General features: G+C 73.8%; 16 protein-coding genes and 1 pseudogene. 11 read left to right on the top strand and 6 right to left on the bottom strand.

What is annotated here, in order from left to right:
- Window positions 1-23: 23 nt before the first annotated feature.
- Both AB0F82_RS10490 and AB0F82_RS10485 read left to right on the top strand, forming a co-directional pair.
- The gene (locus tag AB0F82_RS10490; RefSeq protein WP_362625668.1) at window positions 24-791 is read left to right on the top strand and encodes a lipopolysaccharide biosynthesis protein; all 768 of its coding nucleotides are present in this window, start codon (window positions 24-26) and stop codon (window positions 789-791) included.
- Window positions 788-1,930, top strand: a complete 1,143-nt coding sequence (locus AB0F82_RS10485; protein ID WP_362625548.1) for a GNAT family N-acetyltransferase — start codon at window positions 788-790, stop codon at window positions 1,928-1,930. Before AB0F82_RS10490 ends, AB0F82_RS10485 begins: the two co-directional genes overlap by 4 nt.
- A 74-nt stretch (window positions 1,931-2,004) precedes the next feature.
- On the opposite strand, the gene AB0F82_RS10480 is transcribed toward AB0F82_RS10485, so the two are convergent.
- On the bottom strand, window positions 2,005-3,624 hold the full coding sequence (locus tag AB0F82_RS10480) for a glycoside hydrolase family 26 protein (protein WP_362625546.1): 1,620 nt from the start codon (window positions 3,622-3,624) through the stop codon (window positions 2,005-2,007).
- Between the two features lie 51 nt (window positions 3,625-3,675).
- On the bottom strand, window positions 3,676-3,891 hold the full coding sequence (locus AB0F82_RS10475; RefSeq protein ID WP_362625545.1) for a hypothetical protein: 216 nt from the start codon (window positions 3,889-3,891) through the stop codon (window positions 3,676-3,678).
- Window positions 3,892-3,918: 27 nt separating this feature from the next.
- On the opposite strand from AB0F82_RS10475, the gene AB0F82_RS10470 reads away from it, so the two are divergent.
- The 5 genes from AB0F82_RS10470 (at window position 3,919) to AB0F82_RS10450 (ending at window position 9,193) form a co-directional block, all read left to right on the top strand.
- Window positions 3,919-5,172, top strand: coding sequence for a carboxylate--amine ligase (locus AB0F82_RS10470; protein ID WP_362625543.1), 1,254 nt, complete (start codon window positions 3,919-3,921; stop codon window positions 5,170-5,172).
- Between the two features lie 77 nt (window positions 5,173-5,249).
- Entirely contained in the window at window positions 5,250-6,554 is a 1,305-nt protein-coding gene (locus tag AB0F82_RS10465) for an NAD(P)-binding domain-containing protein (protein WP_362625666.1), read from the top strand.
- A 25-nt stretch (window positions 6,555-6,579) separates the two neighbouring features.
- Window positions 6,580-6,849: a hypothetical protein gene (locus AB0F82_RS10460; RefSeq protein WP_356811850.1), complete on the top strand. Its 270-nt coding sequence runs from the start codon at window positions 6,580-6,582 to the stop codon at window positions 6,847-6,849.
- A gap of 12 nt (window positions 6,850-6,861) precedes the next feature.
- On the top strand, window positions 6,862-8,949 hold the full coding sequence (locus AB0F82_RS10455) for a SpoIIE family protein phosphatase (RefSeq protein WP_436842064.1): 2,088 nt from the start codon (window positions 6,862-6,864) through the stop codon (window positions 8,947-8,949).
- 70 nt (window positions 8,950-9,019) lie between these two features.
- Window positions 9,020-9,193 (top strand): hypothetical protein, encoded by a 174-nt coding sequence (locus AB0F82_RS10450; protein ID WP_362625541.1) that lies wholly within the window; start codon window positions 9,020-9,022, stop codon window positions 9,191-9,193.
- A 42-nt stretch (window positions 9,194-9,235) separates the two neighbouring features.
- On the opposite strand, the gene AB0F82_RS10445 is transcribed toward AB0F82_RS10450, so the two are convergent.
- Window positions 9,236-9,673, bottom strand: coding sequence for a DUF6299 family protein (locus AB0F82_RS10445; protein WP_362625539.1), 438 nt, complete (start codon window positions 9,671-9,673; stop codon window positions 9,236-9,238).
- A gap of 155 nt (window positions 9,674-9,828) precedes the next feature.
- Between AB0F82_RS10445 and AB0F82_RS10440 the strand changes: the two genes are divergently transcribed.
- Window positions 9,829-10,431, top strand: a complete 603-nt coding sequence (locus AB0F82_RS10440) for a hypothetical protein (RefSeq protein ID WP_362625537.1) — start codon at window positions 9,829-9,831, stop codon at window positions 10,429-10,431.
- A 57-nt stretch (window positions 10,432-10,488) separates the two neighbouring features.
- On the top strand, window positions 10,489-10,983 hold the full coding sequence (locus AB0F82_RS10435) for a DUF5949 family protein (RefSeq protein WP_356811854.1): 495 nt from the start codon (window positions 10,489-10,491) through the stop codon (window positions 10,981-10,983).
- Between the two features lie 106 nt (window positions 10,984-11,089).
- Here AB0F82_RS10435 and AB0F82_RS10430 read toward each other — a convergent pair whose 3' ends face one another.
- Both AB0F82_RS10430 and AB0F82_RS10425 read right to left on the bottom strand, forming a co-directional pair.
- The gene (locus AB0F82_RS10430; protein WP_362625535.1) at window positions 11,090-12,337 is read right to left on the bottom strand and encodes a cytochrome P450; all 1,248 of its coding nucleotides are present in this window, start codon (window positions 12,335-12,337) and stop codon (window positions 11,090-11,092) included.
- A gap of 94 nt (window positions 12,338-12,431) precedes the next feature.
- Entirely contained in the window at window positions 12,432-13,586 is a 1,155-nt protein-coding gene (locus AB0F82_RS10425) for a low temperature requirement protein A (RefSeq protein ID WP_362625533.1), read from the bottom strand.
- Window positions 13,587-13,782: 196 nt separating this feature from the next.
- Between AB0F82_RS10425 and AB0F82_RS10420 the strand changes: the two are divergent.
- Both AB0F82_RS10420 and AB0F82_RS10415 read left to right on the top strand, forming a co-directional pair.
- Window positions 13,783-14,113, top strand: a pseudogene (locus AB0F82_RS10420) (hypothetical protein).
- A gap of 42 nt (window positions 14,114-14,155) precedes the next feature.
- Window positions 14,156-14,368, top strand: a complete 213-nt coding sequence (locus AB0F82_RS10415) for a hypothetical protein (protein WP_362625531.1) — start codon at window positions 14,156-14,158, stop codon at window positions 14,366-14,368.
- A 22-nt stretch (window positions 14,369-14,390) separates the two neighbouring features.
- Here AB0F82_RS10415 and mscL read toward each other — a convergent pair whose 3' ends face one another.
- Window positions 14,391-14,885 (bottom strand): large conductance mechanosensitive channel protein MscL, encoded by a 495-nt coding sequence (gene mscL / locus AB0F82_RS10410; protein WP_362625529.1) that lies wholly within the window; start codon window positions 14,883-14,885, stop codon window positions 14,391-14,393.
- Window positions 14,886-15,004 lie beyond the last annotated feature (119 nt).

Raw genomic sequence — 15,004 nt, 5'->3', positions numbered from 1 at the left:
CCCTCCAGGAAGCGAGCACGACCATGGCCGACAGCGCCGAGAAGAAGTCCGAGAAGCCGGAGAAGAAGGCGGACCACCGCTCCGGGAAGAGGCCCAGGCGGCGCTTCACCCGGCCACCCGTGTGGTGGCCACTGCCCGCCTGCGCCGTGCTGGGGCTCGCCGCGGGCGGGGCGTACGGGGTGCTCAAGGCCCCCGAGTACGCCGCGACCAGCTATGTCGTCGCCGTCCCCGACGACACCACCGAGCCCGCCACCGCCCTCGGCTTCGCGCAGGCGTACGCCCGTATCGCCACCAGCAGTTCCACCCTCGCCTACGCGCAGCCCCGCGCGGGCCTCACCGCGCGTCAGCTGCGTACCCAGGTGCGGGCCGAGACCTCCCCCGAGTCCCCGATGATCGCCATCACCGGGACCTCCACGAGCCCCGCCGAGGCCGCCGACATCGCCAACGCGGTCGCCGACGCCCTGTCGCTGAGCAGCAACCAGGCCGCCAAGAGCACCGGCGTCCAGCTGCTCCTCTTCAACCAGGCCGTGGCCCCCGCCGAGCCCGCCTCCCCGTCCGCCGCCATCAGCGGTGCCGTGGGGACGTGCGCCGGCGGGCTGCTCGGCGGCCTGTGGCTGCTGGCCCGGCCAGGCCGCGCGCGGCGCCCCGAGGGCGGCGTGGCCGCACCCGCCGCCGCTCCGGTGGCCCGGCCTGCCGCGGAGCACGTGGCCGCGGCCCCGGCCGAGGAGTACGCCACGCTCCCCGCGCAGGGTGAGCCGGCCGCGGCCAAGGAGAAGGAGTCCGTTCGATGAGCTCGGGCTCCGCCGGGGCCCTGACGGTGACGCTGTGCCGCGACCCCCGGCAATTCGCCGCGCTGGAGGAGCCGTGGAACCGGCTCGTCCGCGCCTGCCCCAGCGCCACCCCCTTCCAGAGCCACGCCTGGCTGCACTCCTGGTGGCTGACGTACGGCAAGGAAGGCCGGCTCCGGATCGTCCTCGTCCGGCGCGGCGGTGAACTGGTCGGCGCGGCCGCCCTGATGCTCGTGCACCGGCCGCTACCCCTGCTGGTGCCCCTCGGCGGTCGGATCACCGACTACTTCGACGTGCTGGTGGCCGCCGAACACGCCGGCCAGGTCGTCCCGGCGCTGGCCCACGGGCTGCACCGGGCGGCCCGCGGCGCGGTGGTCGACCTGCGGGAGGTCCGTCCCGGGGCCGCCGCCGAGGAGCTGTACCGGCAGTGGCCCGGGATCGGCAGCAGGCTCGCCGACTCCACGTGCATGGAGCTGCCGACCCTGCCGTTCGACGAACTGGTCAAGCGGATGCCCGCCTCCGGCGCCCAGCGGGTGCGGGCGAAGCTGCGCAAGACCGACGCGGCCGGGATCGAGGAGCACGAGGCCACCGAGCAGGAGGTACCGCGCGCGGTACGGAACCTGCTGCGGCTGCACGAGAAGCAGTGGCGCGGGCGCGGGGTGACGCCGGAGCACCTGCGGCCGCGCTTCGCCGAGCACCTGACCCGGGCCACCCGCCGGATGGTGCGGGCGGGAGAGGGCCGGCTGACGGAGTTCCGGCTGGACGGGAAGGTGGTGGCCGCCAACGTCACGCTGCTGTCGGCGGGACTGAGCGGCGGCTACCTCTACGGGGCGGACCCGGACCTGCGGGCGCGCAAGGTGGACGTGGCGACGCTGCTGCTTCGCTACGAGGCCGGCCGGGCGCTGGAGGAGGGCCGGCCCGTGGTCAGCTTCCTGCGGGGCAACGAGCCGTACAAGAACCACTGGCGGCCGGCGACGGTCGTCAACCAGCGCTTCCTGATGGCCACCAGCGCGCTCGCGCCCCTGCTGCGGCTGCACGAGTCGCAGGTGACGGGGCGCGAGCGGGCGGTGGACGCGCTGCGGGAGGCGCTGCCGGCCGCCAGGGACTGGCGGGCGCGGCTCAACGAACTGCGGGTGCGATGACCCGTGCAGGTCGTGTCCGCAAAGCCCCGCCGCGCCCGCCCTGCGGCCGGCCGGCGCTGCCTTGCGGACACCCGCTAGAAGGGCCAGAAGCCGGAGCCCTCCCCCAGGTCGATCTTGACGCAGACCGACTGCTTGCCGACGAGCTTCGACAGCCACTCGCCGAAGTTGATCGGTACGCACCACTGCATGCTGTTGAGCGGCGGCTGCTGCGGCAGCGGCTTGGCCGGCGTGGGCTGGGGCTTCGGCACTTCGGGGCTCGGGGTGCCGGGCTCCGGGACCTCGGGGCTCGGCTCGGGCTCCGGCTCCAGCGGGCTGGGGCTGGGGTCGACGGGTGTCGGGACTTCGGGGCTCGGCAGGACAGGGCTCGGTTCGGCCGTCGAGGGCTCGGGGAGCGGCGTCGGGACCTGCGGGGTCGGCACCTGCGGGGTCGGCAGCTGGGGTGTGGGGACCTGGGGCGTGGGGACGGTCGGGGTCGGGACCTGGGGCGTGGGGACGGTCGGGGTCGGGACCTGGGGCGTGGGGACGGTCGGCGTCGGCACCTGCGGGGTCGGGACTGCCGGAGTCGGGACTTCGGGAGTCGGGACCTGGGGCGTCGGGATCTGCGGCGTGGGCACGGACGGCGTGGGAACGACCGGGGTGGGCACCACGGGGGTCGGCACCACGGGCGTGGGCACGACGGGCGTCGGCACGACCGGCGTCGGGATCACCGGGCCAGGCACCTCGGGCGTCAGCGCCGCCCGGAAGGCCTTCGTGGACTGCGGGTTCTGCTTGCACTGCCACACGCCGTGCGGGCAGTAGTCGGTGATGGTGTGGTAGAGCGGCTTGTTCTGCTCGATCCACCGCAGCATGCGCCGTACGTACTCCGGGTTGTCCCCGCGCCGGAACAGCCCCCACTCCGGGTACGAGATCGGCTTGTGGTGCGCCCGCGCGAAGTCGACGTGCTTCTGGAGCCCGTACGGCTGGGAGATCTGGTCGTCGAAGGTCTGTCCGGGACCCTGGTCGTACGAATCCATGCCGATGATGTCGACGAAGTCGTCGCCCGGGTAGCACTTCGTCCAGCCGATCGCGTCGGTACCCCTGTTCGGCGCGAAGTCGAACTTGAACTTCTGGCCGGGCACGGCACGCATCACGTCGACGATGCGCCGCCAGTACACCTTCCAGTTCGCCGGGTCGGGGCGGCAGCGGTGGGTGTAGGTGACGCCGTTCATCTCCCAGCCGAGCACGATGACGGTGTCCGGGACACCCAGCGACACCAGCCGCTCGGCGAGCCTGCGGAAGTGCTCGTCGTACCAGCCCTGCGCGCCCGCCCGGATCAGCCGGGCCACCTGCCGGTCGGGTACCCGCGCCTCGTTGCGCGCCTGCATGGGCACGTTCAGGACGAACATCCGGTCGTCGTCCGCGCGACGCCACCGCGCCCAGTCCTCCAGGAAGGAGACCCGGCCCTCGATGCCGGCCCACTGGTCGCCGGGGAGGTAGGTGTGGCCGACCCGGATGTCCTTGCCGCCCAGCCAGCGCGAGAGGTACGGGATGCGGGCCACCCCCCTCGGCCCGTAGTCGAGATAGGCGCCCATGGCGATGCCGGAGTCTTCGGCACGGTTCTCGTCCGGCGCCGCGAGGGCGGCACCGGTGGCGAGCAGTCCGGCCGTGACCGTGCCGATGCAGGTGCTCGCCAGTCGGCGACTTGGTCTGGGCATGGCGTCTCCCGAGCTTTCCCGAATCGGTGTGCTTGCCAGAGACGTTAGGCATCACATCTGACGAACGGCCTGTTCGGTGACCGCCGCGTAGGCCATTAGCAGCTGAGCACCACCCCCGCTTGGTCCGACTAGGTGAAAGACACCGTTGCCATGCACGCGTTCGCCAACCATGTGCCCGCCGTTGTGCTCAGACTCGACCGCAATCCGTTCCACCACGGAACCCTCGGCGCCGTCAGATCCCTTGGCCGCAAAGGCGTCGAGGTCCATGCCGTCGTCGAGGCCGGGGGAGGTCCCATGGGGCGTTCGCGGTACCTGCGCGCCGCCCATCCCGGCCCTGCCGGGGGGCTGGACCCCGAGGCGCCCGAGGCCCTGCTGGAGTGCCTGACCGGGGTGTCGGAGCGGATCGGCCGCCCGGCCGTGCTCGTCGCGATGGACGACCTGAGCGCCATCGCCGTGTCCCGGCTCGCCCCGATGCTCCGCGACCGTTTCCACATCCCCCATCAGCCCGACAACCTGCCCGCCCGCGTGGCCGACAAGGCCGAGCTGTCGCGGCTCTGTTCACGGTGGGACGTCCCCCACCCGCAGACCGTGGTCCCGGCGAGCGGAACGGAGGCGGCGGAGGCCGCCTGGCGGCTGGGCCTGCCCGTGGTCGCCAAGTGGAGCCGGCCCTGGCTGCTGCCCACCGGGGCGGCCGGGCTGCGCAGCACCACACTCGTGCACACCACCGCCGAGGCGCGCCGGCTGTACGAGCGCTCCGCCGAGGCGGGGAGCAGGCTGCTGCTCCAGCGGTTCCTGCCGGCCGGCCCGGACACCGACTGGTTCTTCCACGGAGCCTTCGCCCGCGGCGGACGTCCGCTGCTCGCCGGTTCGGGCCGCAAGGAGCTGTCCTGGCCGGTGCGCACGGGCCTGACGGCGGTGGGGCGCTGGCTGCCGGACCCCGCGGTGGAGGAGGCGGGGCTGAAGCTCGCCGAACGCCTCGGCTACCAGGGAATCCTGGACCTGGACTTCCGCCGGGACGAGCGCGGCGTCTTCCGGCTGGTGGACTTCAACCCCCGCCCGGGCGCGCAGTTCAGGCTGTTCACGGACGCGGCCGGGCTGGACGTGGTCCAGGCGATGTACCTGGATCTGACGGGCCAACGGGTCCCGAAGCCCTCGGGCGGCACGGGCCGGGTGTTCGTCGCCGAGAACTACGCGCTGCTGGCGGCGGTCCGGGGCCGGTCCCTGCCGCGCCGCCGCCCGGCGGCGGACCCCGCGTCCCCCACGCCGGGACCCGCCGCCGAGCGGGGGCAGGTCGAGGCGGCCTGGTTCGCGGCCGACGACGTCCGGCCGTTCCTGGCCATGCTCGCGGCGTTCCTGGGACGCGGCGCGGCCAAGGGGGCGAGGGCTCTGCGCGGCGTCCCGGCGCAGGGCCGCCGCACCGCGCGCGCGGTCGTACGCGCGCCCCGGCAGCGCGGGCGGGAGCAGCCGGGGGTGACCTCCGCCGGGTCGGTGTCCCGCCCCGCGCCGCCGGAGGCTCCGGCCGAGCCGGACGAGCTGGTGAGCCGTTGACCGGGCGGGCCCGGCGGGCGGGGCCGGGCAGGTGACCCGCAGGTGACGATCGAGGTGGAGGAGCGGCCGTGACGCGGATCGACGATCTCGTGGTGATCGGCGCGGGCCCGTACGGGCTGTCGATCGCCGCGCACGCCGCCGGCGCGGGTCTGGGCGTCCGGCTGCTGGGGAGGCCCATGGCCTCGTGGCGCGACCACATGCCCGACGGCATGTACCTGAAATCGGAGCCGTGGTCGTCCAACCTGTCCGCGCCGGACGGCCGGCACACCCTCGCCGAGTACTGCGCCTCCCTCGGAACGGTCGCGGAACACGGCACTCCGCTGCCCATCGGCACGTTCAGCGCGTACGGGATGTGGTTCGCCCGGCACGCCGGGCCGGAGGTGGAGGAGGTGACCGTCACGGAGGTGACCCCGCAGGGCGACGGCTTCCGCGTCCGCACCGCCGAGGGACCGCCCCTGCTCGCCCGTACGGTCGCCGTCGCGGTCGGGGTGATGCCCTTCACCCAGTACCCCGAGGCGCTGCGCGGGCTCCCGCCCGGCCACTACTCGCACAGCAGCGGCCACCGGGACCTGTCCGGCTTCGCCGGCCGCGACGTCGCCGTGCTCGGTGCCGGGCAGGCGGCCCTGGAGACCGCCGCCCTGCTGGCCGAGCAGGGTGCCCGGCCGTGCCTGGTCGCCCGGCGCTCCCGGCTGAACTGGAACAGCGTCCCGCAGCCGCTGAGCAGGCCCCCGCTGCGCGCCCTGCGCGATCCGCACAGCGGACTCGGCACGGGCTGGCGCAACTGGGTGTGGTCGGAGCTGCCCTGGGCGGTGCGCCGGCTGCCCGCGCACACCCGGGAGCGGATCGCGGCGACCGCGCTGGGCCCGGCCGGCGCCTGGTGGCTGCGGGACCGTTTCGAGCGGCGCGTGCCCGCGCTGCTCGGGCACAGGCTGCACCGGGCGGCGGCGGTGGGCGGACGGACCCGGCTCGGGCTGACCACACCCCAGGGCGAATCGGTGGTCATGGACGTCGCCCACGTCATCGCGGCCACCGGCTTCGCCCCGGACCTGCACCGGCTGGAGATGCTCGACGCGGAGCTGCGCTCGGCGCTGACGACCGTCGGCGGCGGCAGGGCCCCGGAGCTGGGCCCGGCCTTCGAGTCCTCGTGGCCCGGGCTGTTCTTCGCGGGGCTGCTGGCGGCTCCCTCATTCGGCCCTTCCATGCGATTCGTGCACGGTGCGGGCTTCACGGCGGGGAGACTGGTGAGAGGAGTCCGCAAGCGCCTCGGTGCCCGGGGGCCGCGGCCGGGCTCCCCCGGTGCCGCCCGGCTCGTCCGGGCTGCTTCCCCCGGGCCGGGTCCGGGGGTACAACCCCCGGGGCATCCGAAGACGTACCTGCGGTGAGATCCGCGGGGAGAAGGGGTCCGTGATGAGCGCGGAGCGAGCACAGGGCCGCGGCTGGGTACGCATTCCCGCCAGCCGCGGCGAACAGTCCGCCACGGCCCGGACCGCCGGGCACGAGCGGCCCCCGTACGCGGCGCCGTATGCGGCCCCGTACGGGGCGGCGTCCGCCGGCGACCAGCCCACGATCTACCTCTCCGTCGTCAAGCGCTGGCGGGAGGCCGGGCGCACCCTTCCGGGGCATCCCGACGAGGAGTGGGAGCGGCTGATCTCCCAGCCGTGCTGGCCCGGCCGTTAGGGGGTGCGCAAGGTGGCAGCGGCGGAGCGCGACGGACCCGGGCCGGCCCGGCGGACCCCCGTGACCGACGCCGGGGAGCGGCTCGCGCTGAACGGCATGGGCAGCTTCGAGTGGGACCTGGGCTCGGGGACGGTGGCCCTGGACCCGGCCGCCATGGCGGTGTTCGACCTGGAGCCGGCGGAGTACGACGGCACCGCGGAGGGCGCCGCGCTGCGCGTGCGGCCCGAGGACGCGGCCCGGCTGCGCGCTACCATCGCCGGTGTCCTGGCGGAGGGCGGGGAGACGTTCGGCGCGTACTTCACGGTGCACCGGCGCGACGGCCGCGACCAGTGGACGCACACCACGGGCCGGGTGGTGCGGGACGCCGGGGGCCAGGCGCTGCACATCGCCGGGATCGTCCGGGACGCGGCGGCGGAGCTGGCCCACGCGACGCTGCTGCGCAAGCTGGAGGCGGCGCGCGCGCAGCAGACGACGATCGTGCAGCGGACCACCGAGGCCCTGTCGCGGGCGGTGACCGTCGACGACGTCACGGCCGCGCTGACCGGGGCGGGCGCGCTGGAGCGGCTGGGGGCCGACGGGCTGGCCCTGGGGCTGGTCGAGGGCGGCACCATGAAGATCATCGCGTTGAGCGGGGAGTCCCTGGAGGTCCTCAGTGAGCGCCGCTTCACCCGGATGGACGGGTCGCTGCCGCTCTCGCACGCCGTGCTGACCCGGCAGGCACGTTTCGTCACCTCGCTCACCGAACTCGGCGGCGAGTTCCCGCTCCTCGCGGAATACCTGGGCCGCATCCGGTTCGACGCCGCCGCCTACCTGCCGCTGATCGCCCAGGCCAAGGCCATCGGCGGGCTGGTCCTCTTCTACCGGCACCGCGAGGAGTTCAGCCCGGAGGAGCGCAACCTGTGCCTGGGCCTGGCGGGCATCGTGGCCCAGTCGCTGCAGCGGGCGCTCCTCTTCGACCAGGAGCGGGAGTTCGCGACGGGCCTGCAGGCGGCCATGCTGCCGCGCCGGATCCCGGAGATCTCCGGCGGGGAGATCGCGGTCCGCTACCACGCCGCGTGGAGCGGGCGGGAGGTCGGCGGGGACTGGTACGACGTGATCGCGCTGCCCCGCAACCGGGTCGGCATCGTCGTGGGCGACGTACAGGGCCACGACACGCACGCGGCGGCCATCATGGGCCAGCTCCGGATCGCGTTGCGGGCGTACGCGGGGGAGGGCCATCCCCCGTCCACCGTGCTGGCGCGGGCCTCGCGCTTCCTCGCCGAGCTCGACACCGAGCGGTTCGCCACCTGCATGTACGCGCAGGTCGACCTCGAGACGGGCGGGGTGCGCGCCGTCCGCGCGGGACACCTCGGCCCGTTGATCCGCCACACGGACGGGCGAACGGGCTGGCCCAACGTGCGCGGCGGCCTGCCGCTGGGACTGGCCTCGGTCTTCGCGCAGGAGGAGTTCCCCGAGACCCAGCTCGACCTGGTCCCCGGCGAGACGCTGGTGCTGTGCACCGACGGCCTCGTGGAGGAGCCCGGTACGACCATCACCGCGGGCATGGACGCCCTTGCCCACGCGGTGCGCAGCGGCCCCCAGGGCGCGGGGGCGCTCGCCGACCACCTCTCGGACCGGCTGTGGGAGCGCTGGGGTTCCGGGGACGATGTCGCCCTGCTGGTGCTGCGCAGGGCCCCCGACCCCGGCACCCACCGGGCGCCGCGCATCCACCAGTACATCCACCAGGCCGACCCGGAGGGCCTCTCCGAGGCCCGCTACGCCCTGCGCCAGGCCCTGCGCGACTGGGGCGTGCCGGAGCTGGCCGACGACGTGGAGATCGCGGCGGGGGAGCTGCTGGTCAACGCCCTGCTGCACACCGACGGCGGAGCGGTGCTGACCATGGAGGTGCTGCCGGAGCCGGTGCGGCGGATCCGGCTGTGGGTCAAGGACCGCTCCAGCGTGTGGCCGCGCCGGCGCAGCCCGGGCGAGGCGGCCACCACGGGGCGCGGGCTGCTGCTGGTGGACGCCCTGGCCACGCACTGGGGCGTGGAGTCCCGGGGCGACGGCAAGGCGGTGTGGTGCGAGTTCGACGTCGGCGGCGGCGGCCGGCGCACGGCGTGAGCGGTCGGCCACGCCGAGTTGTGGGCGGCGGGGGCCGGGGTGATGATGCCGCCATGGAACGGAACGTGCTGTGCGCAGGCTGAACAAGGGCGCCGTGACCGGCGTCCTCGCCGTGCTCCTGCTGGCCGCCGGGGTGCCGACGGTCGTGGACTGGACGACGGGGCGGCCGCACGCGGACCCCGGCTGCCAGGCGGTGGCCTTCATGTCGATGACGGGCGTCGCCCCCGAGTGCCGGTCCCGGTAGCGGGGGCTACCGGGAGGGCGCGTGCCGCGTGTCCCGCACTGCTCAGTGCTCGCGGACCTCGACGTCCGCCGTGGCCTCGGCGACCGTGGCGACCGATTTCGGCATCAGGCCCGAGAGGTGGATCTCCTGGAGTTCGGCGGTGACCACCGCGTGGCCCGGGCGAACGTGCACCCAGCGGCCCGGGGCCGTTGCCACCCACCGGCGCTCCTTGCCGTCGCAGACGGGCTGCTCCGCGCCGATGCTCAGCTTGCCGCCCTCATGCTCGACGGTCGCCTTGATCTGCATCGCCCCCGTGGGTGACGCCTGCTCGCAGTGGTACGAACCGGAAAGGGTGACGGTGCCGTCCGCCGCGACGTACGCGTGGTGATGTACGGAAATACCTTGGTCGAAAACGGTCGCGCCGGCCGGAGCGCCGAACAGCGTGGTGGCGGCCAGTGCGGAGAAGGCCGCCAGGGCCATTCGGCGGGCGGGGATGCGCATTCTTCCTCCAGGGGGTGAGGGTGGCGGGATTCCGCCGGAACGCATTGTGCTGGCAGGTGGCCGCGGGCACTCGCTCCGCACACTCGTGTCGCTGGGTGCAATTGCCGGCCCGGGCGCGTGAAACTGGCCGAAATACGTGCCCGAAGGGATCTCGCATGCGCCAGCCCGCCCTACCCGCCCTCTCCGCCCTCCCAGCCCTCGCCCTCCTGTCGTCGCTGCTGTTCGGTGCCACCGCCTGCCAGGGCGTCCCCGACGGGGACGCCCTCGCCCCGGCCGCGGCGCCGGCCGTCCCGGTGGACGACGGGGCTCCGGGGGGCGAGGGCGCCCCGGTCCGGCCCGGGGCGGGGGATGCCCATGTGGGTGACGCCGTCCGGGTGCACGGCACGCAGGTCGGCCGCCACCTGGAGGTCGTGCTCGGCGCCTTCGTGAACCCCGCGATCAGCGCGGACAAGCACTTCGCCCCGGCCGCCGGCAAGCGCTGGGTGGCCGCCTCGATGTCCTTCGTCAACGTGGGCGGTGCCTCGTACGGGGCGCTCGGACGCATGTGGGCGCACGACGGCGCGGGGCAGCGACACCCGGTGGTGCCCACCGGTGAGCTGACGACCGGCAAACCGATCGTCTTCGATTCCCTGGAGGTCGGTGAGCGGGCAGAGGGGTGGGCCGTGTTCGAAATCCCGGAAAACGCGCGCATTGTGCGGCTCGAATACCAGGACGCGAACATCCGGGCGAATTCCGGAGAGGGATTCTGGGCGGTCTAGCCCGCCCGGGTGAAAGGCCGTGAAAGGCCCGGGCGCGCGACCACTAGGGTGCGGCGCATGACTTCTACTCAAGCCGAAATCGACCGGTCCCAGCTCGGCACCCTTTCGGTGCTCGCCTGGATCGGCGACCCCGCCGAGGCGCACGACATCCCGTACCTCCTCGCCTACACCCTGGGCGACGGCCCGGGTGGCCGGGAGGCCGGTGAGGCGGCAGCCCGCGGGCTGCTGGAGGAGATCGGCCTGCCCATCGGCGACGTCGTCATGGACGGCACCCGCAACCCGGCCGGCTTCCCCGTGCAGATCCTTCTGGAGGGCAACCAGATCGCGCTCACCCTGCCCGGGATGAACGCGCAGTGCACCGCCCCCGACGAGTGGGTCGCCGCGGCGGACGAGAGCGGGCAGGCGTACTTCCTCTTCGCCACGCGCGCCTGGCCCGAGGCGGTCCCGGGGCGGCCGGTCGACGCGAAGACCCTGCAGGCCTTCGCGGGCGACGAGGAGGTCCTCACGGGCAGCGCCCACTGCGTGCTGTCCGTGCGGCGCCTGCAGAAGTAGCCGCTCGCGCGCCGGGCGCCCGCCCCACCCGCTCCGGCCGCCGGGCTCCCAGCCAGCCCGGTGGCCGGGTCCCCCCTCCCCCGGGGGCGCCCCTCGGCGTCGCCCTTCAGGGCCGCTCGAAGGCGAACCTGAGCGAGCGGACCCGGTTGTCGAAGTTCGAGCCCGCCAGGTCCGGCAGGCCCACCGCGCGCAGCCCGACCGGCCGGGTCAGCAGCTCGCGGAAGAGCGCCTTCATCTCCACCCGGGCCAGGTGCGCGCCCAGGCAGAAGTGCGGCCCGCCGCCGCCGAAGCCCAGGTGCGGATTGGGCGAACGGGTGATGACGAAGGCGTCGGGGTCGGGGAAGACCGCCTCGTCGCGGTTGGCGGAGGCGTAGTAGAGGACCACCTTCTCGCCGGGCCGGAAGTCGCGGCCGCCCAGGGCGTGTTCGGCCACCACCGTCCGGCGGAACTGGATGATCGGCGTCGAGTGCCGGATCATCTCGTCCACCGCGCCGTCCGCGTACTTCTCGAAGTCCGACAGCAGCAAGTCGCGCTGGTCCGGGTGGTCGGTCAGCAGCGTCAGCCCGTGCGTGATGGCATTGCGGGTGGTCTCCACCCCGGCGACCATCAAGAGCGAGAAGAAGGCGCCGAGTTGGCGCGCGCCGAGGGCCTGGCCGTCCACGTTCGCACAGACCAGCGCCGAGATCAGGTCGTCGGTGGGGTGCTTGCGCCGCTCCCGGCCGATGCCCGCCACCATCCGCTGCATCCGGGCGAGGGCGCGCAGCCCGCGGCCGGGCATCCGCAGCCGGGAGGCCAGGCCGCGCTCCACGCCGATGTTCTCGGAGGCGTGGTTGACCCGGTCGGCGATCTCGGCGCGGTGGCGCTCGGGGATCCCCATCATGTTGCAGATGACCTCCAGCGGCAGCCGGGAGGCCACCGCCGAGACGAACTCGTCGGGCCGGTCGGCCAGGACGTCGTCCACGATGCGGGCCGCGACGGCGTGAATGTCGGCCTCGGCCGCCGCCAGCAGGCGCGGGGTGAAGGCCCGCTGGACGATCTTGCGCAACTGCGCGTGGTCCGGTCCGTCCAGATTGACCATCGAGTCCCCGAACAGGGCGCGGACCCAACGGGCCGGCTCGGGGGTGGTCACGCCGGGGGCGCTTGCGAAGACCTTGGGCAGCCGGCTGGCCTCCTGGACATGGGCGTGCCGGACGAGGGCCCAGTGCCCGGCCCCTTCGGGCACGAACACGGGGCCTTCGGCGGCGCGCAGGCGGGCGAAGGCGGCGAGCCGGTGGGCGGGCGGCTGCTGCCAGAAGCCTGGCTCGGCCAACTCCCGCCCGGGGTCGGTGCCGTGGCGTTGTGCCGGGAGTGTCATGGCCGGGCCTCCAGTCGATGCGGTTCGTCCTGCTCGTTCTGTGCTGGAGAACGGCGGCGGGGCCGCGGGAGTGACGGTCCCGCCGCCCCTGCCGCTAGGCCGTCGCGCCCGGCCGCTCGGCCAGGATCACGCCGACGGTGACCGCGACCACCCCGACGAGACCCGCGTAGAGGACGGCGTAGGCACCCGTCCAGGTGCAGGCGAGGATGACCAGGGCGGCCACCGGCAGGACCAGCTGCTGGGCGATACCGCGCTTGAAGTGGCGCGAGTGCAGGAACCACACCATGAACAGGAAGGCCGCGGCCGGGACCATGACGGCGGCGTTCGCCGAGACCTGGGAGATGTGCGCCTTGCCGACCGCGTGCTCGACCGCGACCTCGATGCCCGCACCGATCGCCGCACCGGACGCGAAGACCAGCAGGTGGCCGTAGCCCCACGGGATGGCCTCCCGGTTGGACGTCAGGTGCTCGTGCATCGGTACGGCGAAGTAGATCCACCACGCGGCGAAGACGATCAGCAGCCCGCCGGCGGCGATGGGGAGCAGCAGGCCGAGGGCCTCGTGCTCGTCGAGCGCCGACTTCACGGCCACCGTGCTCGCCGCGATCGTCTCGCCGAGCACGATGATGGTGAACAGTCCGTACCGTTCGACGATGTGGTGGGCGTGCCAGGGCGTCTGGTGGCCGCGCTCCGCGATCACCGGAACCATCAGCTCGGCCGCGACCAGCACCAGGAACAGCCACCCCTTGGCGTCGTCGGGTGCGAACAGCAGCGCCACCCAGCCGGCCTGGCAGATCACCAGCCCGGCCGCGTACTGCAGGGCCGCGGTGCGGGCGGCGCCGCTCTCCCCGGCGGCGGCCCGCAGCCACTGTGCCGTCAGAGCGACGCGCATGATGATGTAGCCGATGACGGCGACCGTCCAGTCCATCTCGTCGAAGGCCTCGGTGACCCCGGCCGCGTAGACGAGGACGCCGGCGATCTGGATCAGGGTCGCGATCCGGTACGGGACGTCGTCGCAGTCGTAGGCGGAGGCGAACCACGTGAAGTTCATCCACGCCCACCACACGCCGAAGAAGACGAAGAAGTAGCCGATCACCCCGGTCCCGGGATGGCCCTCCGCGAGCGCGTGCACGAGCCGGGCGCCGGCCTGGGCGATCGCGACGACGAAACAGAGGTCGAAGAACAGCTCCAGCGGTGTCGAGGTGCGGTGGTCCTCTTCGCGGCTGCGGGCGGTCATGGGGGAGTAGGCCATAGCGGCCAGAAGACCAGAGGAACCGGCTTCCGGCAGGTCGGGCGCGCTGTCCGGGCGCCGGCTGTGCCCCGGGCGGCCGCTGTGCCGCTGTGCCCCGGGCGCCGCCCGGACCAACGCGCCGCACAGGACGGGACCTTGTTCCGGCGAAGGCGCGGCAGCTCGGCGACTCCCGCCCCGAGATGACCCGGCAGCTCGGCTGCCCTGGCGCCGACCGGGGCTGAACCGGCCGGTGCGCCGAACGCTGTCCGCCGATCCGCCCCACCAGCGGATACGGCGATCCGCGGATCCGGCACACGGGCCCCGGCCCGGGCGCCGCCACCGAGCAGGAGCCGGAGCGGTCCTCGAAGCTCAACGCCCGTCCGGTGGCGGCCCTCACCGTCGTCGTCGCACAGCTCCGGGCGTGACCCGTCACGATCGACGAGTGGATGGACGGCAACACCGGGACGGCCTGGTGGGGAGCGGGATTCCTGAGCCTGTCGTTCCTCGTGGTGATCGGCCCGTGGCTCCTCGGCCCGAAGCACCGGTGATCACGGCCGGGCCGCCACCACCGGCGGCCGTACCCTGGAGGCATGAGCAGCACCCCCGCCTCCGACCCGCAGCCCCAGAGCTCCGCCCCCGAGGCCCGCCGGCCCAGGCCCAAGCCGCGAATCGATTTCGACGACCCGCTGGACCAGCAGTCGTCCGACGACACGGACCGCGGCTGGGGCGAGCGGCCGCCCACCGGCGGAAGTGCGGCCGACCTGGCCCGCTTCCTCGACGAGAAGCCACCGCACCACATCTGACCGGCCGGGGCGGCCGGCCCGGTCAGAACCCGTCGCGCGAACCCGCCTGGCCGCCGACACCGCCGCCCGCGCGCTGCGCGACCAGGGTGTCGCGGATCTCCTTGAGGACCTCCAGCTCGGTGATCTCGACGATCTCCTGGGCCCCTTCGCGGGCCTTGCGGCGCTCCTCCTGACGCGCCAGGTACTTCGCCATCGGCAGCACCATGAGGAAGTACACGACCGCAGCGGTGATCACGAAGGTCAGCGTGGCGTTCAGCACCGACCCCCAGAGGATCTCGACCCCGGTCGGCTGGCCGTCGGGGCCGATGGCGCAAGGCGACTTCAGGCAGGACTTGTAGCCGTCCAGGCTCTTCGTGCCCACCGCGCCCACCACCGGGCTGATGATCCCCTTGACCACCGCGTTCACGATGTTCGTGAACGCGGCGCCGATCACCACGGCCACCGCTAGGTCGACCACGTTGCCGCGCATCAGGAAGGCCTTGAAGCCCGCCAGTACGCTTTCCCTCTTCTCGCTCATCGCTGAGCCCTTCTTCACAGGAGCCGAACACGGAGCCAACGGTTCCGAAAGTTACGGCAGTCCGGGCGCGGTGTGTCCAATCGGCCGTCACTTTGAGGTGAATTGACCGATCGTGCGTG

The organism is Streptomyces virginiae, from assembly GCF_040638905.1.
Lineage (GTDB): Bacteria > Actinomycetota > Actinomycetes > Streptomycetales > Streptomycetaceae > Streptomyces > Streptomyces virginiae_B.
The sequence above is the reverse complement of the archived record's forward strand: the minus strand, read 5'-3'. Positions and strand labels throughout refer to the sequence as shown.